This window comes from Flavobacterium sp. XN-5, from assembly GCF_008033395.2.
Lineage (GTDB): Bacteria > Bacteroidota > Bacteroidia > Flavobacteriales > Flavobacteriaceae > Flavobacterium > Flavobacterium hiemivividum.
This window is the reverse complement of record NZ_VOGZ02000004.1, coordinates 80,524-97,540: the sequence shown is the minus strand read 5'-3', so window position 1 is coordinate 97,540 and position 17,017 is coordinate 80,524. Positions and strand designations below refer to the sequence as shown.

The window sequence follows — 17,017 nt, the reverse complement described above, 5'->3', positions numbered from 1 at the left end:
TTATTCATTTAAAATTCTTACTTTGGTAGCTGACAAAATTCTACTAATTGCTTTATTCAACAATCTGTACTCAAAAAACAGTGACCTGAAAAATGCATAAAGGTTGGATAAAGTAATTAAAAAAATATGCCACTTATCAACCCTAACGATATCCATTCTGCTGCCGATACCTGGAGTGGATTTATTTACCAAGGCAAGGTTGCGCTTTATCATGTGCTAACTTTAATACTTCATGAAGCCAACGTCAATGAGCTGGAACTGCAACTTGATTCTCTAGAAGACTTCGCAATTGTGAGAAATGATGGGACAAATATAGAACCTGTGAGTTTACATCAAGTAAAAGCAATGAAGAGCCATTTGTACTCTTCTTATCAGGAAGCTTTTGTAAAACTAGAAAAAAGGAAGCTCGAATTTCCTTGCGAAAGAGATGCGTTTTTTCATTTAGCCATTAATAATGAAAGAACAAAGGTGGCAATTGAAGCTGCACACCCCACTCTTGTAATTTATGAATATGATGGTGACCCTTTTTGTAGGATTGAAGAGTTACGAAACAAGCTAGATAGTAAAGTTGAGGCATGTCTATTAAAATTCGGTCTAATAGCAGAAAGTGCGAATGCAGATTACGTTAGTAGGATAAGCGAAGTTTTGGAAGAAATTATTACAAGTCAAATAATAGCAGTTCATGCTGCCAATCACATAAAAAATGGCCTAACAATCAGTGAAGGTGCTTACTATTTTACAATTCCCCTAAATAATTTTATAGCTGAACTAACCGTAGATGTTAATACCCGCCTTTTTGATAAGAACTATTACCGCCGAATACTACGAAATGACCTGAACCTTTATTTCCAAGAATACTGTATGGATATAGAAAGTGAAGTGGATGACGTTGTCAAAACAAAATTAGCGAACTACTTAATATACTTTAATTCTCTGGATGATTCCGAATTTGAAATGTTTTTACAAAATATTATGCCTCATAAAATTGTCAAATTTTCAAAACTACAAGAGTATAAAGACAATACCTTACAAATAGATGAATTTAAGAACGCGCTAATTTTTACCTTGAGAGAAATTCGGGATTCTGATAAAGATTTAATCAATAAGCTAGGGTGGATTTGTCCTAATAATAAAAGATATTTTCCATCAACAATAAATATTTCAAATACTGCCGCAAGCAAAAAAAGAATAAGTGAACAAATAATTGGAGTTGCTTTGGATAAACTAATCGACACCCCATATAATAGTGATTACATAATAACCGAAGGTTGTCAGGTTGATTCACTTGAAGATGAAGCTGTAAACATATTTAACGTTGGCGACGAAAATTATAATAATATAACAAAGTGGAGAAAGATATCACTGATAAATCTTGAACAAGCAAAAATAAATTTAAATGGAATCAATAATTAATAGTTTATTTGAAGAAGTTGGACTGGAAGCGCTATTAACTGAATTTGGTAAGGTTTATTACTTTGGAGACGCAAATCAATTTAGTTTTTGGTTAGTAATAGAAACTACCGACTTAAGCAGTATTATTGAAAATCAATCTAAGTTTTTTACTGTATCAAAAGAACTTCTTAAAAATGAATGGTTTGACAAAAATGCCAACTTATTGATATTATGTAAATCAAGTTTAGAATTGCCATTGGATAAAAATCAACTGATTGATATTGAGGAGAACCCTTTTTTGTTTAAAAAGCAAATTTTATTTTATACTGAAAATGAAAAGCAAAAACTTCTGGAAGCTATAACTGCTAGTAACTTAACAACTAAAAAATTTTTCGAACAGAAACTATTATCAAATTCCATTTTTGAACAGCATAAAACTAATTTAAATAATAATGCATTTGAGTCACTATTGTACAGGGTTGCTCATAAAGTCCCTTTTTTAAATATAAAAGTGATTCAAAAAGATGGATTATCTGCACTGACCGAAAACAATAATAATGAGGTTGCTAAAAATTCACAGCTAAAAGAATTAGATGATTTAATTTCTGAAATGATACTAGACAAAACATTTGATGATGTCTCATCTATTTCTCCGGAAGCTGTTTATGAAAAAATTTTAATTGTAATAAGTAAAGATGAAGATTCAAAAAATTAAGATTCAAAATTTCAAAGTACTACGGGAAAAAGAGCTTGATTTTGAAGCTTCTGACTTAGTAGTATTTGATGGGCCAAATGGATTTGGCAAAACTTCACTCTATGATGCGATAGAACTGCTGTATACAGGAAAAATTAGAAGATATAACGTACTACAACTTTTACTGATTGATGGCAGGGAATCATATCATGAGCATCCTTTTTATAGTGAAGGGGCAACAGGAGATATAAGCATTATTATTGAATTTACTAAAAATGATTCAACTTACATTTTAGAAAGATTTGCAAAAAAAGAAGAGCTAACAAACAGCATAAATTTTTCGACTTATAAACTGTATCAAAAGAAAAGTTTTGAAGCAAATGAAAAGGTTTTAATAGAAAATGAGGGAGATTTTTTAAGTAATATTTTAGGTCCAAATTATAAGGAAAACTTTCAATTTTTAAATTATATAGAACAAGAGGATAGTCTCTATTTACTTAAAAGTCAGGATAAAAACAGAAAACAGTATATATCACATCTTTTCAATGTTCTAGAATTTGAAAACAAAATTGCAAATATTAATCTCATTAAACAAAAGATTGAAAGACTGTGTAATGCGGAAGAAAAGAAAGCAGTAGAAGATTTAAAATCCGAAATTAAACAAACACAAGATTTTCTTTCTGAAGGTTTTAGTGACATTGAGTATATAAAATTATTTCCCGATAAGGAGGTTACTTGGGATACCAAAGAGTTTGATTTCAAGTCAATCGATTATTTAGATCTACTTGGAGAGGATGGTATTATCACGAAATTGAATGTTTTTCTAAATCATAAGGAATCTTTTAATAAATATATTTACAATGAGAGTATTGACACGGTGTTGCGTAACGAATCTATAGTAAAGGATTTTTGCCAATTTTATAATTTTATTCCTCAAAAAGAAAACTTAATTATAATTAAAGACGCGTTTATTAAGAAGCAACAGTACATTGAGAAACTGCAGAATTTTTCAACGGATGACTTTCAGGATGAATTTTTCGAATTTGATTTTGATAATTTTGATTTTTTAAACGATGATCTAAAAGAAAGATTTTTTGAAGAATTTGAAATTTTAAAAACAGATTTACTGGCATTAAATAAACTGGAGGGTATCTATTCGAAAATCAACGAATCTCGACAGAAGTTGATTGAAAAAATTGAAGACTTGAAAGAGGAGGAAGATCTAACTTCAGGCTCCTGCTTCTTATGCGGATATGATTGGGGCGACATAAATGGGTTACTGGACAATATCTCTATTCAATCTGATAATTTAGAAAACGTAGCGAGTGAAAGCAGTAAAGTTTTCAAAGAAAAATTTGATCTTTTTAAAGTCGATATAATTGGTCAAATTATAGCTGTAATCTCAAAGGATATAACTGACAACAATATCGATAAAGAATTTATTAATAAATTAATTTCCTTTGAGCCGACTCATTTTAGCAATATTGAAAAAAAATTTGAAAAGATAAACTTTGATTATAGAGGATATTTAAACGATGTTCTCAAGGTTGATATTGATCTTAAATTTGAAAGGCTTAATTTAGATTTAAAAGAAAAAAAACATGAAATAGTCATAGAGGAAATTCAATCATATTTTAAAGAATTGTTCAATGATTTTTTTGACAATAATTTTGATAATTTCAATGCTTTTGATCTAGAAAAGATTAAGACTAAAATAGACTATCTAAAATATACCTATTCTTTGCTCCAAAATGAATTCTTGACAGCAAAAACACAAGAACTTAATGTCAAGCAGGTCAAATTCGACAATGCAAAATCGCTAAGTGAACAAATTAAACAATTAAAAAATGTTTACGACAGTTCACTACTAAAATACCAGAAAAAGGTCATAAAAGACATAGAAATTATATTTCATATTTACTCTGGAAGAATTATGCAGGATTTTCAGGGAGGTCTTGGTTTATTTATATATTCAGATAAAAACGGAATCAGATTTCAGACTAATCCAAACAGAACTTTTGACGCAATATTTTCAATGAGCTCTGGACAATTGTCGGCACTAATAATCTCTTTCACTCTAGCCTTACATAAGAAGTATTCGCAAAATAAAATCATTTTAATTGATGATCCGGTGCAAACTATGGACGAATTAAATGTTGTAGGATTTATTGAATTATTGCGAAATGAATTTAGCAAGAACCAAATTGTAATTTCAACCCATGAAGATATGATGTCTGCATTTATGAGGTATAAGTTCAAAAATTATAATCTGACACAAAAAAGGATAAATTTAAAATCATTAGAACAATCAGAAATCTAAGTCAATGGCAAATTATGATTTTTCAACATTAAATGATAGAGATTTAGAGGAACTGGCAAGAGATATCTTGTCAACAAAACTAGGTTTAGATTTCCAATCCTTTAAGCCTGGTCCTGACAAAGGAATAGATTTACGATTTGCGACAATTAATGATGAAAATGAAATTATAGTTCAGGTAAAACACCTTCTTGGATCTGGGGTCATTGCATTAAAATCAATATTAAAAACTGAGGAACTACCGAAAGTAGTGACATTAAATCCTAAAAGATATATAGTTGTAACTTCTCTGTCATTGTCGCCTCAAGACAAAGAAAGTATTAAAAATACTTTTAGTCCATATATTTTGTCTACTCAGGATATATTAGGAAAAAATGACTTAAATAATTTTTTGAGAAATAATCCTAATATTGAAGAACAGCATTTCAAACTTTGGCTTTCAAGCTCAAATATTTTTAAACGAATCCTAAAGAATGGCGTAAAAGCAAGGTCAGAATTTCATGCAGATAAAATTAAAAAGCAGATCAAACTTTTTGTTCCTAACAAGGCACATAATAATGCAGTAAAAATTCTAAATACAAATAATTTCATTCTTATTACTGGTGCACCAGGTATTGGAAAATCAACATTGGCCAATATGCTAACATACCAACTATTGGCGAAAGATTTTGAACTTATATATGTCCGCGAAATAACGGAAGCCGAGGATTTAATAATTACTGGGCGGAAGCAGGTTTTTTATTTTGATGATTTTTTGGGATCTATTACTTTGGATCTAAAAAGTTCTCGAAATGCAGATTCAGCAATTGTAAATTTTATAGACATGATCAAGAATGACAGCCAAAAGAAACTTATACTTACCTGTCGGACCACATTACTTAATCAAGCCAAACAGACTTCAGAAAAAATCAATGACTCAAAAATAGATATTGCGAAGCATGAAGTACATATTAAAGATTATCGAAATATTGATAAAGCAAAAATTTTATATAACCATATTTATATTTCTCAATTATCAATCGAACAGAAACATATCTTTTTTAAAGATATATTTTACTGGCAGGTAATTAAGCATAAAAATTACAATCCACGCGTTATAGAATACTTTACTGATAATGATAGGATAGAATCTGACAAGCCCTATGCTACTACTGTCATTGATTTTTTAAATAAGCCATCGTTGATCTGGGAAAAGCCATTTACAAAACAAATATCATTAAGCGCCAGACTGCTTCTTACATCACTATATTCTTTAGGATCACGGTTTATTTTGTTCGAAAATAGATTAAAGGAAGTTTTTAGTGCTCGATTAGATTATGAGGTCAAGAATAATAACTTTGTCAAACAAGGAGATGATTACGAGGCTGTAATCAAAGAAACAGTGGGTATGTTTATTAACAGGATAATCAAGGAAAAAAATACTGTAGAATACAGTTTTTTCAATCCTTCAATAGAGGATTTTCTGTACGATTACTTCACAAGGAATAAAGATGAATATCTTACTCATTTAAGATCTGCTAATTCCTTTGAACAATTTAAAGGAAGGATAACTACAACCTATATAAAAGACTCAAAGCAAATTTTATTTTCTGAGAAAAAATTAGTGACCCAGCTTTTAGAAATATTTATTTCAAAAGCTCCTCATTTAAGCGGTTACGGCGATAATGACCTTAATTATATAATCATTCTAATAAGATTGTTTGCTTGGGATTCTATAGGTTCAATGGTGCATGATCGCATAAACTCTTTAAATCTAAAAATACTGGGTTGGACTGATCGTGAAAACTTAATTGAAATTTTAAGCTATATGGCTGAACATGATCTAACAAACTGCATTGATCAACTTGATGATTTAATTTTGATTCTTTCTAAATATATGGAATCTCATCATCAGATTGAAAGTTTTTCAAAACTGATTTCAAAATATAATATTTATGGTAATGCTATAGAAAATTCTAAAAGTTCAAACAATGAATACTACGATCAAATCAAGGTAAATATTGAAGAATCATGGAACAAAAATATAGATCAATATATAAAACAATCTTATAATTTATCATCAATAACCACAAAAGAAGAGTTGATCAAGGTTGTCACGAAACGAAAGGAGGAAGCTAATAATATTATTAGGGCAATTAATATTTCTAGTTCTTCTGCTGTTGATAATTATGAGTTTAATTATGAGCAACAGCTTGAGACTAATAGGTCAGCTATGTCAAGTAAAAAAATTACAATTGATAATTTCCAAGAAAGTCATGATCCGATTAATGAGATTATAGAAGTAAATAGACTTTTTAATTCTAATGATGTTGATGAATGGGATGACTTACCATTTTAAAAGAATTTTATAGATACTCCATAGTAATATCAGCTTACTCATAAACCCTATGATAAATTCAATTCAACCATCTGATTTAGCTTTTGCCAAGTATGACGATCAGGATGTTATAAGTGCCTTTAATTATTTTATGACATTCATGACGCCTGCACAATGGCAGTCTAAAAAACAGGCGATAGAAGAATATTTAAGTAAATTTTACTTGAATTCGCCCCCATTATCACAGCCAGTATCTGAGGGTTTGTTAATGGTAACTGATAAAGACAGGATTGGTTGGTACCTATACTTAATGCATTGTCTAATATACGAACCGCATAAATACGAGTATTTTCAGGGGGCTCGAATTATACCCCTATTTAAACGCATTGGGATGGATATTGATTTATTACCAACCCTTGAAGGGCTTCGGAAAAAAATCAGTGACCTTATAAAAAAAAGACCAATCGAAGCAGATCAAGTTATCTTTGAATTATTAGTTGCCCTTGCTTGGAAGAGAAATGGTTACGATGTAGAGTTTCTTGCTGAAGGTGTCACTAAAACTCCGGATCTTCTGGTAAAAAAGAACGGTAAAAGTTATCAGGTTGAGTGCAAGAGGCAACAAAAATCCGGTGCTTATTTTTATGAGGAAAATAAGATTCGTCAAAAAATGGTACACCATGTTGCACCGTTTCTTTTAACGAATTGTTTATTGATGGAAGTTACTTTTCATGTCGAATTAAAGTCATTGTCGGAAACGTACTTATTAGATCTTTTCAGATCAGAACAATCGAAGATTCGTGGAGAAAACTGGACCATATCAAATGAAAAACTTGATATTAAAGCTTCAAAGATAGACCTTGCTATGATCAATCATCATCTTTCGCAGTATCATATAAAAGACAAGTCGCCTCATCTACTAGAATTACTTGCTAAGAAGCCAATCGATTACGACGGCTTTACAGTGTGTCTTCACGCCGCGGGCTACCATATCGGAGAAGCTTTGGCAAATAATTATTATATTGGTCATATAAATAATGCATTTGGCGTTATTGTCACCTGCGATGCCCCGCAAGTTTACGTTGAAAAAGCACGCGACCTAAAAGGGTTATTGTATAAGGCTTTGGAACAACTTACCCTTGACTGCGAAGGTGTAGTTCACATCGGAATGGAAACCTTTGACGGCCCAAATGTGGAGTCTGAAAGGCTAAAAAAAATTTATCGGACAATAGAGAGTATTGATCCGGAAAAAACCGACTTAAGTTGGATTTTTACACACTATTTTCAGTCGTATTCGCGCTCTGACGAAAACTGGATATTTGATGAGACCGTCGACGTCGCCTCGGCTTATGTAGTACCGATAACTCCTTTACCTAAAAACTTCTTAATCATACCGGACGACGCGGACATTATTGAGAGTAGTTGGCATTGGGAGCGACCCTTGCCATAAACTAGATTGGTACCATTATATGAAAAATTAGAAACCTTGGTTTTAATTTCATATATTTACATCTATAAAAGTACATTGACTGACTGAGATTAATTGATCAAGGATCACAAAGGGCTACAAGGTAATTTATTTTAGATGAGACCTATTCGGTTACCCCTTTTGGAAAGAGTACTTGGAAACACCAGTAAAATCAACGAATTAAGGAATAGGCGGTTAATCCTGCCACACCGACAAAAAGCCGAACTGCAATGTCCTGCTTTTTTGTCTTATCCTGAAATCACCTTTTTTCAGTTTACCTGAAGTACTATATTCATCAAGTGTTTCTGCACCAATGTGTTTCAATTAATCCTTTTTGTCCTCTTGTTGGCTGGTGACCATTTCGTTGTGGCTGGACAGATGGTAAAACTTTTCATATGATACAATTGCCAAAGCTTGCTTTTGAAAAAAACAGCTTCACTTGTATTCACTTCGATCAATTCTATATTGGGATCTACATTTTGTCCGTTTTTGAGAAAATCTTCAATAAAATGACGTGCCTTCGACTTTAAAGCACCAAAAAAGCCACCTCAAAGCAAAAATCTAGAATTCATTTTTCCTTTTTGAACCAGTATTAAAAAATCTTATTTAAATGAAATTTTATTAGTTGTTGCTCTTTTTTTCTCGTCGATGATTTTTGTATATATCTGAGTGGTCTTTATATTTTTGTGCCCCAGCATTTTCGAAACCGTAAAAATGTCGGTACCTGCTGCCATCTGCAATGTTGCATACGTATGACGAAAGCAGTGAAATGTAATATGTTTCTCAATTGATGCGTCGTTAACCCATATAGGCAGCAACCGATCAACATCCCATTTTTTTAAATCATAAAAGACTCTCTTATATTGATCCACTTTTTCGCCTAAAAACTCGAATGCTTCGGGGGATATAGGAAGGTTACTGGTCTATCAGTTTTTTGCTGCTTAAATCTTATGTAATATCCTTCACTTTTACTGTATTGTACTTCTTCCCATGTAAGTTTTGATATATCGGAATAGCGCATGCCTGTAAGCAGAGAAAAAAGACTGACACGTTTGACAATTTCCTTTTTGCAAGGTGTTTTAAATAGCCTTACAGCTTCTTCCATGGTTAGAAAATTCCTTTGAGACTCTTGTTCCTTTATGCTTTCAACCGCAGCATTAACATCCGTTTGAAGTAATCCTTTTTTGTAAGCTTTTCGAAGAGTAGCTTTGATCTTATTGAAATAAGTTAAAGCTGTATTCTGAGCTAAAAACTTACCCTTTTTCCTGATACATTTTGCCTTTAAGAGATACTCCCTAAAATCTTCTATAACAGTCACATCGATATCCTGTATCAGTAAATCCTCATTTTTAAGAAAATTTTCAAAGTGGATAATGGCATAAGTCCAGATATCACCGTTATTACCCGTTTTATGCTCTGCAACAAGCTTGAGATACTGCAGAAATGATTTTTCGCCAATCTCTTTAAGACGAAGTTGCTCTAACTCAAAAGGATTGTAGATCTGTGACTTATTTACTTCATTAAACCTATTTGCACAGATAATTTCAGCTTTATAGAGATTCTCAGAATTCATAGTCTTGTCAACATTATTTTTTGGTTTAGGAACGAGGTATAAACTTAAATACTCCCTACGGTAAAGTTTATGAGTCTTAGGATTGTAAACCGGAGGGAAAAAATCAAGATATAGTGTAATCTTACCACTTGGCAGCATCCTTTTTCTTAGCGTAACATTTATATTTTTCATCTTCCCGCAGCATTAAAAATTATATCAATATCCTGTTTGGATACACAGGTGAATTTTCCAACGGAATATTTTACTATACCCTGCCGTTGAATCAATAGATAGAGCGCTCCTGAAGAAATATTATACTTCTGTTGAATTTCCGTTATAGTATAGCAATTGTCAAAACCAGGAAATTGCTGTCCAGTTTTCAAGGTCACATCCTGTATAGGAATTGCAAAAAAAGCTTCAAGATCGCATCTGCGGATAACAGTTCGTTTGCCAAACTTTGCAATGTCCAGCTGTCCATTGTTAACTAACCTGTAAAGCGTACTTCTGCTGATTCCAAAAAGAAGGGTTGCCTGAGTAATTTTTAAAAACTCAAGAGGCTTTATTTTTTCCAAATCTGTGTTTAAAAGCTGAACGATCTCGTTATTGCTTTTTTCTACTTTTCCTTTGCGTACCAGTGATTTATAACCACGGCTGTTGCAAATGTGCGAACAATACCGTGTGCGCGTTGTTCTGGCTGTGAACTGTTTTTTGCAGTGCTCACAAATTCTGATAACCTCAATGTTAGAACTCATAATGTGACTAATTTTGTGTCCCATTGTGTCTATGTGTCTCTCTGTGTGTCATAATTTCGCCAAAAAAAAATCCAACAAGGAAAATTATTTTCGTGGTACAATAATGGTACAAAAAGGAACAAACTATCTGCAAATAAAGCTAAATAAACAGAAAGAAGAATCCCAGTTAAAATGCCGTTTTATGACATTTTAACTGGGATTCTTTGTTTTATTTTGTGATGTTTTGTGAAACCTATTTTCCAATACAGAAAATTGCAAAAAAACTCTCGGCAAAAATTACAAAATACTATCGCTGAAGGTTTTCTTCAACCCGAGGATGATTCGTTTGCTTAAGGCTCGTTTTTGAAAGTATTTTTGAAGTAGCCTTTACTATAGATTAATTGCCAAGAGTTGATGAACAGACAATCATAGCCAAGAATCTCCTTTTAAAGCCGAAGATTGATTATTTCTGTATCATTCTAATAATTTAGTAGTTGTACCGATTAAAAAAAAGAAATCAAAAAAGCAGAATTTATTTTTTGGTAAATGAAAATATGCAACAGTCAAATTTTTAAAAAAATGTTATGGAAGAAATTATAACAAAAGAAGATTTAAGGCAGTTTGGTCTGCAATTATTAGATAAAATGCGCATTATAGTTCAAGAGACCACTCCTACGCAAACGGAATTAGTACAGCCAGAATGGCTCAAAAGTAAGGCTGTCAAAAAGCTGCTGGATATCTCTGCAGGTTCAGTGCAGAATCTCAGAGTGACACAGAAAGTCCGATTTAAAAAAGTTCTGGGCTCGTATTATTACAATAAAGAAGATCTTCAGAAACTTTTTAATGATGAATCAGACAAATAAACCAAGTGAAGACCAAATCATGAACTATTTATCCATTTGTATGGACGATCCAAGGCTTAATGTTTGGCATCTGGCCATTTTAGCGGCAATTCTAAATTTAGGTTACAGGCAGAGACAATGGCAGAGAATCAAAGTTAGTCGTAGTAAAATAATGGCATTGTCGCACATAAATACACTGCCAACATACCATAAATACTTTAAACAGCTTCAAGATTTTGGATATTTCAAGTACAGCCCCTCATACCATCCAGACTATAGGAGTGAAGTTGAATTACATGAAAAAAGGTTATCTCATAACTAGTGAGATAACCTCTTTGTTTTACTATTTATTTTTTTTCCAAATATGAATTAAGATGAGGGTATATTGTATTTTTCCTTAATTGTTTTTATATCTTTTTCTAATCTTGAAAGTACAGCCAGATCTACTTTGGACATCTTAAAGGACGTTTTAGACAGTCTTTTATTGAGCAGTGACATTTCGCGTCCAATGGTTGCCTGTTCTGTAATGGCATAGGCTTCCGTCTGTTTAACAGACGCATGGCCTAGCATTTCTTTAACTACATTAATGGGGACATTATTGTTTAATGTAACTGTACTTCCAAAGGTTCGACGTGCCATATGTGTATTTAATGTGAAGGGAAAACCGCATAGAGTCGCAATCTCTTTAAGATACTCGTTCATTTTCTGGTTGGAAGAAACTGGTAAAACTGTGCCACGCTGTAAGCACAGAGGGTGTTCTTTATATTTTTTAATTATTTTGAGTGCTTGAGGCAATAGTGGGACATTGGTAGGAGAACCCGTTTTTTGTCTTTCAGACATTATCCAAGAATTCCCGTCAATACCATCTTTGATATCGGTTTTTTTTAATTGATATGCGTCGATATAAGCCAATCCCGTGTAACATTGGAATACAAATACATCTCTGACAACATTAAGTCTTTCTGTGGTAAAATAATGCCGTTCCAATTCATACAGTTCTTGTGTGGAAAGAGGTTTCTTAACTATTTTGGTTTTTCGGCTTTTAAAGTTTTTAAAAGGGTCTTTTAGGATGACTTCCTTATCGATTGCACGAATGACAATTTTTTTGAAATTAGCAATGTATTTAAGCGTGGTATTGTTGCTGCAATTTCGAACTGTTCTCAGGTAAAACTCAAAGTCCTTAATAAATTCAAGATTTAGATCTGTAAATTCAATATCATCAGCATTAAATTTAAATCTAATAAATGACCTTAAATGATTTATCGTAATAGTAAAACGATCAAGAGTTCCTTTAGCATATCCTTTTCCCAGTAAGGCAGTCATTTCATCATTATGTTTTTGAAATTCTTCCAGTACTTTAACCCTTGGAGTAACGTTTCCTAATATGTAATCCATGATCTTTTGGGAAGTTATTGGTTTTCCGCTGTACATGATGTCGGTCTTGTATTCATTGATTTTTAAAATCAGTGAATCCAGAAAAAAGTTAAGGGATCTCGCATCTTCTTTGGTGCCGATAGCCCTTTCGGTTTTCTGGTCCCAGCGGGCGCTGTCCCATTTTCGTTTGGTGGATGTTTCCTTAGGGATTCCATCTACAGTTATTCTAAGATAAACTGTTCTAATTTTACTTTCATTGCGGGGGATTTTCAAAAAGAAAACCAACCCAAAGCTGCTCTCTAACATAATTCAACTTTTTAGATTAATAAATGTAGAATTATAGCATCAAAAAAACAAGTCGTTAACCTCGTTAACCTCTGTATTTACTAGTGTTTAAGTGGTATTCTGTGGCACATTTTGTGAACACGGTAATGTGCCACGATTTTGCCATAGAAACTTTGAGCGTTTTTATAAATATTGAAAAGTGCTTTAAAATAAAAAAACCTGCGAATCCTTGGATTTGCAGGTTTTACCACGTTTTTTGCGGGTTTTTGAAAAGATTGAAAAAGTTGCCTTTTTGCTTCTTTTACCCTTTTGGTGGGGAGAGCAGGATTCGAACCTGCGAAGTTTACACAGCAGATTTACAGTCTGCCCTCGTTGGCCGCTTGAGTATCTCCCCGAAGCCTTTGAGTACAACAGTTGGCTGTTGTTAGCGGTGCAAATATAGAAACAGTTTTCGTTTCTACAAACTAATTTTACACTTAATTTTAGTATTATTTTTAACGTGTTGGTATTGAATAAAATAAAAAAATCTCCACTAGGGAGATTTTTTTATTTTGGACTTCTAAACCGATTATTTGGCCAAAAGTTCGATGATTTTTGCTCTAAGTTCAGCACCTCTTAAATCTCTTGCAACGACTTTACCCGAAGCGTCAAGTATAAAAGTTGCAGGAATTGCTTGCACTCCGTATTGAGCTGCAATTGGCTCGTCCCAGAATTTTAGATTAGAAACCTGTGGCCAGGTTAATTTATCTTTAGCGATAGCTTCTTTCCATTTAGCAGCGTCTTTGTCTAATGAAACACCAATTATGTTAAGACCTTTTGAGTGTAACTCTTTATAGATCGCAACAACATTTGGGTTTTCTTTTCGACATGGACCACACCATGATGCCCAGAAATCTACAATTGTTACTTTTCCTAAACTTTCTTTTAGAGAAATAATTTTCCCCTCAGGGTTAGGAGCAGAAAAATTGGAAGTTCATTTAGCGTCTCCAACTGGAGCAGCAGATGCACCAACAGCAGGAGAATTTATCTCAGTAAGTCTTGTTTTAACTGATTTTCCAGCTTTAGTGTTTTTTAAAGATTCATCAAGGCTGTTGAAAATTGTTTCAGTTTTTTTAATGTCAGCACTTGGATCGTTAGCCATTCCTTGTACAATTAATACACTAATATATGATTTTGGGTGTGATTCAGCATAAGTGGTGTATTTTGCTTTAGTAGCAGCACCTACTTCTTCTTGGATTGCTGAGTAACCTTGCATCAATTTATTGATTACAGCAGTATCTTGTGCTTGTTGTGCTGTATTCATTGCTTGCATGTTTTGAGTTTGGAAATCCATTAGTTTCTTTTGAACTACTTTAATCTCCTCGTTAAATTTAACGTACTCCTCATTACTATATGTACCTGAAACTTTAGATTTCTGGATACTGTCTTTATCAATAGCGATTTTGATTTCTCCGTTCTCTAAGATAAAAGGAACTTTACCGTATGGAGCTTGTCCTGCTACTGATTCTAATTGAATAGTATGGAAAGCTGGTTCAGTTACTTTTCCTTTGATTTCAAATTTACCGTTTTCTACTTTTACAGTGTCTAAAGCAATAATTGCTCCAGTGGTAGGGTCTTGAGATTCTAAGATTATAGTTTTACCATTTTCAATACCAGTTGCAGTACCAGTGATAAGGAATTCGTCTTTTCCAACTTTGTTGCAAGAAAATAAAACAACAGCAACAGAAAGTAATAAAATTATTTTTTTCATTATTTATTTTAATTAGTTAATTAAGTTAAGTGTGCAAAAGTATTTAAAATTATCAAAGTACAATTCATTTTTATGCCTAAATTTTTGTTATTTTTTTAGTACTCATTTTGACAAATAACAGTATATAATTGTTAAAATAAGGAATAAAACCGTGAAGTTTGGGAACGAGGTTTTTAGGTATTTAATTATAAGGTAGGGTGATGTTTTTTGCTTTAGTCGTGTATACTTAATGAGTTGCGCATAAATATTTGGTTGTGAATATATTAAATGACTAAGACGTTCTTATTTGATGAAATTCTGGATATGTTGAAACACTTCTTCTTTGATTCTTAGTGAGAAGGTGTTTTTAAGTTCTAGATTTAGAATGTCGATTGTTTTTAAGTTAATTTAAATTGTAATTCACATTGCTGTATATCGTCTTCAGCTTGTTCTAATTCATTCAAAGTAATTTTTATCTCGAGATTGACTGTTCTGAGTTTTTTATGTAAGTCAGCACTAATGGAGTCGGTTTTTAGTTTTAAGTCAATTTCTGCTTGATTTACTTTTAAAATAGCCAGAGTTTCTTTAGCTTTTTTATATTGCAATTCGTATTTACTACAGGGATTGGTCATTGTGATATGGTTTAGTTTGGTTTGGGGGGCTAAAGTAGGAAAAACAAGTCAATTATACTAAATCCACAGGTTTGTTTTAAAAGTATTTTAAAAGAGTAGTGTCGTTACTCTCTAGTTATAAAAATGAGATATAAAAAAAGCACCCGTGAAGGGTGCTTTAGTATTGCTTATTTTTGTTTAATCTAGTCTTGGTTCAATGTTTTTCTCCAAGTAAAAGAATTAAGAATATGTCTTTTTGCAAATCTTCCAGGAGAAGATGCGTTTACCATTTTAACATAAGTGGCTTTAGGTACACTAATGTACTCATAAACGCTACCGTTTGAAAAATTGATAATTAATCTACCTTCAACGAATTTGTAATCTGTAATTGTTGCAGTTGAAATTGTTTCTGTGTATTCAGGTAAGTTCAACTTTGTAGTTTCTGGATTGATACTTACCAAGAAGTGGTACGCTTCAATTACTTGTTTGCTTTTTTCTTCAGCTGCTTTTAATCCAGCCTCATCACCTTGAAATTTATCAGGATGACATTCTTTCATAGAATTACGGTAGATCGTTTTTAAATCTTTAAGCTCTGCAGTTTTTTCTACATTTAGCAGTTTGCGGTATTCAACTATTTTTTTCATAAATATGGTAACTACTTGTCTTTTAATATAAAATCAATATAATTTGGTTTCAAAACCGACAAATTTTTTGCAAAGGTACACTTTTTTTTAATTTTTTAGTTTGTGACTAAAAAATATTCCCGAAAAAGAGTGTTCTCTGATTTTTATTTCGTCAAAAAGAAACGCTTATACAATATTATTGTTGCGGTTTGTTGTTTGCTTTATCGAAGTTCTTTGACTTCTTTGGGTACTTGTTGTAGCTTATGTCACTTGGGTTTTCTATGATAGATTTAATGGTGATATAATCGCCTAACTTATGATTAGAAATTGCCATTTTATAATCTAAAAGATATTCACCACAAAAAAAATTGTTGTTTTCATCTTTTTCCATTATTCCGGTATAAACTCCTTTTTGTAACATTTTTTCTTGTGAAGACTTTGTCATGATCAATTTACTTTTATAAAATTCTAATTTGCAAAGTTAATCAAATATTAGTTCCCTCTGTTGCATTTTAGAGTTTCTGAGTACCTTTGTTCGATGGAAAAAATATTTCGCCCCAGTCCTAAATCTTTCAAAAATACTTTTTGTGTTTTTCAAGAGGTAACATTAAGTAGTCTAGAAGAACTAAAAGTACAATATGAAAGCAAGTCAGGAAGTAGTTATTACTATACGAAAGAAGGTATGTATCGGTTGTCAAATCATTGGGGAAGATTAGCTAACAGTAAATGGAGATTAGAAGCTATGGAACCTGAGTCTGAATCGAAAACCAAATTAGGTTTTGCTCCTTGGACTCACTTTTATCCTGATAATGCGGAGGAGGAATTGTACTATTTAGAAATGAATTATTCGAAAAACACTGTTAATTATCAGCATAAAAATAATCCAGATTATAATGGAAACGCAATTCTTCGTACCAGCTTTGAGACCACAAAAAAAATTAAGCAGATAAGAAACCTTCTCAATTTGACTTCTTGGGCTAAGTATTTTGAATATGAGGATTTGGATCTTTTGAGAAAGGAAATTATAGAGGAATTAATTTTTACAAATAAAACTTTAGAAGAAATCAAGAGAGCGCTTATTTGAT

15 protein-coding genes, 1 tRNA gene and 1 pseudogene are annotated in these 17,017 nt (G+C 32.3%); 7 read left to right on the top strand and 10 right to left on the bottom strand.

Annotated features, from left to right (window positions below):
* Window positions 1–126 precede the first annotated feature (126 nt).
* From FQU23_RS08985 to FQU23_RS08965, 5 genes are read left to right on the top strand one after another with little or no spacing between them, the layout of a single operon-like run.
* Window positions 127–1,413, top strand: a complete 1,287-nt coding sequence (locus tag FQU23_RS08985; RefSeq protein ID WP_147673581.1) for an ABC-three component system protein — start codon at window positions 127–129, stop codon at window positions 1,411–1,413.
* Window positions 1,397–2,107, top strand: coding sequence for an ABC-three component system middle component 1 (locus FQU23_RS08980; protein ID WP_147673580.1), 711 nt, complete (start codon window positions 1,397–1,399; stop codon window positions 2,105–2,107). The genes FQU23_RS08985 and FQU23_RS08980 overlap by 17 nt, the downstream gene beginning before the upstream one ends.
* Entirely contained in the window at window positions 2,088–4,406 is a 2,319-nt protein-coding gene (locus tag FQU23_RS08975; protein WP_147673579.1) for an AAA family ATPase, read from the top strand. Before FQU23_RS08980 ends, FQU23_RS08975 begins: the two co-directional genes overlap by 20 nt.
* Window positions 4,407–4,410: 4 nt before the next feature.
* Complete coding sequence (locus FQU23_RS08970) at window positions 4,411–6,741, top strand: ATP-binding protein (RefSeq protein WP_147673578.1); 2,331 nt, start codon at window positions 4,411–4,413, stop codon at window positions 6,739–6,741.
* A 49-nt stretch (window positions 6,742–6,790) separates the two neighbouring features.
* The gene (locus tag FQU23_RS08965) at window positions 6,791–8,167 is read left to right on the top strand and encodes a hypothetical protein (protein ID WP_147673577.1); all 1,377 of its coding nucleotides are present in this window, start codon (window positions 6,791–6,793) and stop codon (window positions 8,165–8,167) included.
* A 620-nt stretch (window positions 8,168–8,787) separates the two neighbouring features.
* Here FQU23_RS08965 and FQU23_RS16200 read toward each other — a convergent pair.
* The 3 genes from FQU23_RS16200 to FQU23_RS08955 are packed head-to-tail and all read right to left on the bottom strand — an operon-like array spanning window position 8,788 to window position 10,489.
* Window positions 8,788–9,057 (bottom strand): tyrosine-type recombinase/integrase, encoded by a 270-nt coding sequence (locus tag FQU23_RS16200; RefSeq protein ID WP_317165194.1) that lies wholly within the window; start codon window positions 9,055–9,057, stop codon window positions 8,788–8,790.
* Window positions 9,058–9,065: 8 nt separating this feature from the next.
* Complete coding sequence (locus FQU23_RS08960; protein WP_245181094.1) at window positions 9,066–9,929, bottom strand: tyrosine-type recombinase/integrase; 864 nt, start codon at window positions 9,927–9,929, stop codon at window positions 9,066–9,068.
* A complete protein-coding gene (locus tag FQU23_RS08955) occupies window positions 9,926–10,489 on the bottom strand; it encodes a helix-turn-helix domain-containing protein (RefSeq protein WP_225872934.1) in 564 nt (187 codons plus the stop codon). Before FQU23_RS08955 ends, FQU23_RS08960 begins: the two co-directional genes overlap by 4 nt.
* Before the next feature lie 563 nt (window positions 10,490–11,052).
* On the opposite strand from FQU23_RS08955, the gene FQU23_RS08950 reads away from it, so the two are divergent.
* Window positions 11,053–11,331 (top strand): DNA-binding protein, encoded by a 279-nt coding sequence (locus FQU23_RS08950; protein WP_113637347.1) that lies wholly within the window; start codon window positions 11,053–11,055, stop codon window positions 11,329–11,331.
* 348 nt (window positions 11,332–11,679) lie between these two features.
* Here FQU23_RS08950 and FQU23_RS08945 read toward each other — a convergent pair whose 3' ends face one another.
* The 7 genes and pseudogenes from FQU23_RS08945 to FQU23_RS08915 all read right to left on the bottom strand — a co-directional run bounded on the left by FQU23_RS08945 (window position 11,680) and on the right by FQU23_RS08915 (window position 16,377).
* Window positions 11,680–12,990 (bottom strand): site-specific integrase, encoded by a 1,311-nt coding sequence (locus tag FQU23_RS08945; RefSeq protein ID WP_113637343.1) that lies wholly within the window; start codon window positions 12,988–12,990, stop codon window positions 11,680–11,682.
* A 289-nt stretch (window positions 12,991–13,279) separates the two neighbouring features.
* A tRNA-Tyr gene (locus FQU23_RS08940) sits at window positions 13,280–13,363 on the bottom strand.
* A gap of 174 nt (window positions 13,364–13,537) precedes the next feature.
* A pseudogene (locus tag FQU23_RS08935) lies at window positions 13,538–13,924 on the bottom strand (peroxiredoxin family protein); the annotation flags it as partial.
* 18 nt (window positions 13,925–13,942) lie between these two features.
* Window positions 13,943–14,719: a DUF4369 domain-containing protein gene (locus tag FQU23_RS08930; protein ID WP_132112571.1), complete on the bottom strand. Its 777-nt coding sequence runs from the start codon at window positions 14,717–14,719 to the stop codon at window positions 13,943–13,945.
* Between the two features lie 377 nt (window positions 14,720–15,096).
* Window positions 15,097–15,330 (bottom strand): hypothetical protein, encoded by a 234-nt coding sequence (locus FQU23_RS08925; RefSeq protein ID WP_147673576.1) that lies wholly within the window; start codon window positions 15,328–15,330, stop codon window positions 15,097–15,099.
* 182 nt (window positions 15,331–15,512) lie between these two features.
* A complete protein-coding gene (locus FQU23_RS08920) occupies window positions 15,513–15,953 on the bottom strand; it encodes a KTSC domain-containing protein (RefSeq protein WP_147673575.1) in 441 nt (146 codons plus the stop codon).
* Window positions 15,954–16,128: 175 nt separating this feature from the next.
* Window positions 16,129–16,377 (bottom strand): hypothetical protein, encoded by a 249-nt coding sequence (locus FQU23_RS08915; protein ID WP_132112565.1) that lies wholly within the window; start codon window positions 16,375–16,377, stop codon window positions 16,129–16,131.
* 93 nt (window positions 16,378–16,470) lie between these two features.
* On the opposite strand from FQU23_RS08915, the gene FQU23_RS08910 reads away from it, so the two are divergent.
* Complete coding sequence (locus FQU23_RS08910) at window positions 16,471–17,016, top strand: hypothetical protein (RefSeq protein ID WP_147673574.1); 546 nt, start codon at window positions 16,471–16,473, stop codon at window positions 17,014–17,016.
* The last annotated feature ends 1 nt before the right edge of the window (window position 17,017 follow it).

Excerpts from the sequence above, each read along its gene's own strand:
- FQU23_RS08920 (WP_147673575.1), bottom strand. The coding sequence starts at position 15,953 with ATGAAAAAAATAGTTGAATACCGCAAACTGCTAAATGTAGAAAAAACT.
- FQU23_RS08985 (WP_147673581.1), top strand. The coding sequence starts at position 127 with ATGCCACTTATCAACCCTAACGATATCCATTCTGCTGCCGATACCTGG.
- FQU23_RS08975 (WP_147673579.1), top strand. The coding sequence starts at position 2,088 with ATGAAGATTCAAAAAATTAAGATTCAAAATTTCAAAGTACTACGGGAA.
- FQU23_RS08930 (WP_132112571.1), bottom strand. The coding sequence starts at position 14,719 with ATGAAAAAAATAATTTTATTACTTTCTGTTGCTGTTGTTTTATTTTCT.
- FQU23_RS08955 (WP_225872934.1), bottom strand. The coding sequence starts at position 10,489 with ATGAGTTCTAACATTGAGGTTATCAGAATTTGTGAGCACTGCAAAAAA.
- FQU23_RS08915 (WP_132112565.1), bottom strand. The coding sequence starts at position 16,377 with ATGACAAAGTCTTCACAAGAAAAAATGTTACAAAAAGGAGTTTATACC.
- FQU23_RS08965 (WP_147673577.1), top strand. The coding sequence starts at position 6,791 with ATGATAAATTCAATTCAACCATCTGATTTAGCTTTTGCCAAGTATGAC.
- FQU23_RS08980 (WP_147673580.1), top strand. The coding sequence starts at position 1,397 with ATGGAATCAATAATTAATAGTTTATTTGAAGAAGTTGGACTGGAAGCG.
- FQU23_RS08960 (WP_245181094.1), bottom strand. The coding sequence starts at position 9,929 with ATGAAAAATATAAATGTTACGCTAAGAAAAAGGATGCTGCCAAGTGGT.
- FQU23_RS08925 (WP_147673576.1), bottom strand. The coding sequence starts at position 15,330 with ATGACCAATCCCTGTAGTAAATACGAATTGCAATATAAAAAAGCTAAA.
- FQU23_RS08950 (WP_113637347.1), top strand. The coding sequence starts at position 11,053 with ATGGAAGAAATTATAACAAAAGAAGATTTAAGGCAGTTTGGTCTGCAA.
- FQU23_RS08970 (WP_147673578.1), top strand. The coding sequence starts at position 4,411 with ATGGCAAATTATGATTTTTCAACATTAAATGATAGAGATTTAGAGGAA.
- FQU23_RS08910 (WP_147673574.1), top strand. The coding sequence starts at position 16,471 with ATGGAAAAAATATTTCGCCCCAGTCCTAAATCTTTCAAAAATACTTTT.
- FQU23_RS08945 (WP_113637343.1), bottom strand. The coding sequence starts at position 12,990 with ATGTTAGAGAGCAGCTTTGGGTTGGTTTTCTTTTTGAAAATCCCCCGC.